Origin of the sequence: Achromobacter spanius (assembly GCF_039673305.1) — a bacterium.
Lineage (GTDB): Bacteria > Pseudomonadota > Gammaproteobacteria > Burkholderiales > Burkholderiaceae_B > Achromobacter > Achromobacter spanius_F.
On the sequence record NZ_JBDJLJ010000114.1, the window covers coordinates 1 to 3,335 of the forward strand.

Here is a 3,335-nt window from a genome sequence, read left to right on the forward strand (position 1 = left end):
TGAAGATGGGCACGGGTTGTGATTGCATTATTTTTGTTCCAAGTTCTCAAGACTGGGGTGAATAACCTCAGACTGCTTTGAAACTTATGAACGGCACAAACGCTAATACTCAGGTCCTATAGCCTACAGCGTTATAGGATCAAGCGACTAAGTGCATATGGTGGATGCCTTGGCGATCACAGGCGATGAAGGACGTAGTAGCCTGCGAAAAGCTACGGGGAGCTGGCAAACAAGCTTTGATCCGTAGATATCCGAATGGGGAAACCCACCGCAGCAATGCGGTATCCCTAGCTGAATACATAGGCTAGTGGAAGCGAACCGGGTGAACTGAAACATCTCAGTAGCTCGAGGAAAAGAAATCAACCGAGATTCCGAAAGTAGTGGCGAGCGAAATCGGAAGAGCCTTTACGTTTTAGCACGCAAGATAGTCGAACGGAATGGAAAGTCCGGCCGTAGCAGGTGATAGCCCTGTAGATGAAATTTTGTGTGTGGAACTAAGCGTAAGAAAAGTAGGGCGGGACACGTGAAATCCTGTTTGAAGATGGGGGGACCATCCTCCAAGGCTAAATACTCGTGATCGACCGATAGTGAACCAGTACCGTGAGGGAAAGGCGAAAAGAACCCCGGAAGGGGAGTGAAATAGATCCTGAAACCGTATGCATACAAACAGTAGGAGCCTCCTTGTGGGGTGACTGCGTACCTTTTGTATAATGGGTCAGCGACTTACATTCAGTGGCAAGGTTAACCGAATAGGGAAGCCGTAGCGAAAGCGAGTCCGAATAGGGCGATTCAGTCGCTGGGTGTAGACCCGAAACCAGATGATCTATCCATGGCCAGGTTGAAGGCACGGTAACACGTGCTGGAGGACCGAACCCACTAATGTTGAAAAATTAGGGGATGAGCTGTGGATAGGGGTGAAAGGCTAAACAAATCTGGAAATAGCTGGTTCTCTCCGAAAACTATTTAGGTAGTGCCTCAAGTATTACTGCGGGGGGTAGAGCACTGTTATAGCTAGGGGGTCATGGCGACTTACCAAACTATGGCAAACTCCGAATACCCGCAAGTACAGCTTGGGAGACAGAGCACCGGGTGCTAACGTCCGGACTCAAGAGGGAAACAACCCAGACCGCCAGCTAAGGTCCCGAATTATCGCTAAGTGGGAAACGAAGTGGGAAGGCATAGACAGTCAGGAGGTTGGCTTAGAAGCAGCCATCCTTTAAAGAAAGCGTAATAGCTCACTGATCGAGTCGTCCTGCGCGGAAGATGTAACGGGGCTAAGCGATAAACCGAAGCTGCGGGTGTGCACTTTTAGTGCACGCGGTAGGAGAGCGTTCTGTAAGCCTGCGAAGGTGGCTTGTAAAGGCTGCTGGAGGTATCAGAAGTGCGAATGCTGACATGAGTAGCGATAAAGGGGGTGAAAAGCCCCCTCGCCGTAAGTCCAAGGTTTCCTGCGCAACGTTCATCGGCGCAGGGTGAGTCGGCCCCTAAGGCGAGGCAGAGATGCGTAGCTGATGGGAAGCTGGTTAATATTCCAGCACCGTCGTACAGTGCGATGGGGGGACGGATCGCGGAAGATCATCAGGGTGTTGGATGTCCCTGTTGCTGTATCGAAGATGGCGCTTAGGCAAATCCGGGCGCGTAAATCAAGGGTATGGCACGAGCGAGCATTGCTTGCGAAGTGATTGGAAGTGGTTCCAAGAAAAGCCTCTAAGCTTCAGCTGTACGAGACCGTACCGCAAACCGACACAGGTGGACGGGATGAATATTCCAAGGCGCTTGAGAGAACTCAGGAGAAGGAACTCGGCAAATTGATACCGTAACTTCGGGAGAAGGTATACCCCGGTAGTGTGAAGCGCCTGCGCGCTTAGCATGATGGGGTCGCAGAGAATCGGTGGCTGCGACTGTTTATTAAAAACACAGCACTCTGCAAAGACGAAAGTCGACGTATAGGGTGTGACGCCTGCCCGGTGCCGGAAGGTTAAGTGATGGGGTGCAAGCTCTTGATCGAAGCCCCGGTAAACGGCGGCCGTAACTATAACGGTCCTAAGGTAGCGAAATTCCTTGTCGGGTAAGTTCCGACCTGCACGAATGGCGTAACGATGGCCACACTGTCTCCTCCTGAGACTCAGCGAAGTTGAAGTGTTTGTGATGATGCAATCTACCCGCGGCTAGACGGAAAGACCCCATGAACCTTTACTGTAGCTTTGCATTGGACTGTGAACCGGCCTGTGTAGGATAGGTGGGAGGCTTTGAAGCGTGGTCGCCAGATCACGTGGAGCCATCCTTGAAATACCACCCTGGTTTGTTTGCGGTTCTAACCTTGGTCCGTTATCCGGATCGGGGACAGTGCATGGTGGGCAGTTTGACTGGGGCGGTCTCCTCCCAAAGTGTAACGGAGGAGTTCGAAGGTACGCTAGGTACGGTCGGAAATCGTGCTGATAGTGCAATGGCATAAGCGTGCTTGACTGTGAGACTGACAAGTCGAACAGGTGCGAAAGCAGGACATAGTGATCCGGTGGTTCTGAATGGAAGGGCCATCGCTCAACGGATAAAAGGTACTCTGGGGATAACAGGCTGATACCGCCCAAGAGTTCATATCGACGGCGGTGTTTGGCACCTCGATGTCGGCTCATCTCATCCTGGGGCTGTAGCCGGTCCCAAGGGTATGGCTGTTCGCCATTTAAAGAGGTACGTGAGCTGGGTTTAAAACGTCGTGAGACAGTTTGGTCCCTATCTGCCGTGGGCGTTGGATACTTGACGGAGCCTGCTCCTAGTACGAGAGGACCGGAGTGGACGTACCTCTGGTGTACCGGTTGTCATGCCAATGGCATTGCCGGGTAGCTAAGTACGGAAGAGATAACCGCTGAAGGCATCTAAGCGGGAAACTCGTCTGAAGATTAGGTATCCCGGGGACTTGATCCCCCTGAAGGGTCGTTCGAGACCAGGACGTTGATAGGTCGGGTGTGGAAGCGCAGTAATGCGTTAAGCTAACCGATACTAATTGCCCGTGAGGCTTGATCCTATAACACTGATGGTTATGACCTGGTGATATAGCGTTCCAAGTGTCGTTCAATACAAAATCTGGCTGCACCGTCGGCAGCCAGCCAACATCAATTACACCCCACTGTGCGTGATCATCGAGCCAGCCTCTGATCACCCACACGTTGTGTTTCTTCCAAGATTGGAGCGGTTGCCCACAGGCAGCGGCTCAACCAGTTACGCCTGACGACCATAGCAAGGTGGTACCACTCCTTCCCATCCCGAACAGGACAGTGAAACGCCTTTGCGCCGATGATAGTGGACGGACGTCTGTGAAAGTAGGTCATCGTCAGGCT

General features: G+C 52.2%; 2 rRNA genes. Both read left to right on the plus strand.

The annotated features are described in order from the left end of the window. The first annotated feature begins 137 nt into the window (after positions 1–137). Positions 138–3,022, plus strand: a 23S ribosomal RNA gene (locus ABE485_RS31005). 199 nt (positions 3,023–3,221) lie between these two features. Beyond that, a 5S ribosomal RNA gene (rrf, locus tag ABE485_RS31010) occupies positions 3,222–3,334 on the plus strand. The last annotated feature ends 1 nt before the right edge of the window (position 3,335 follow it).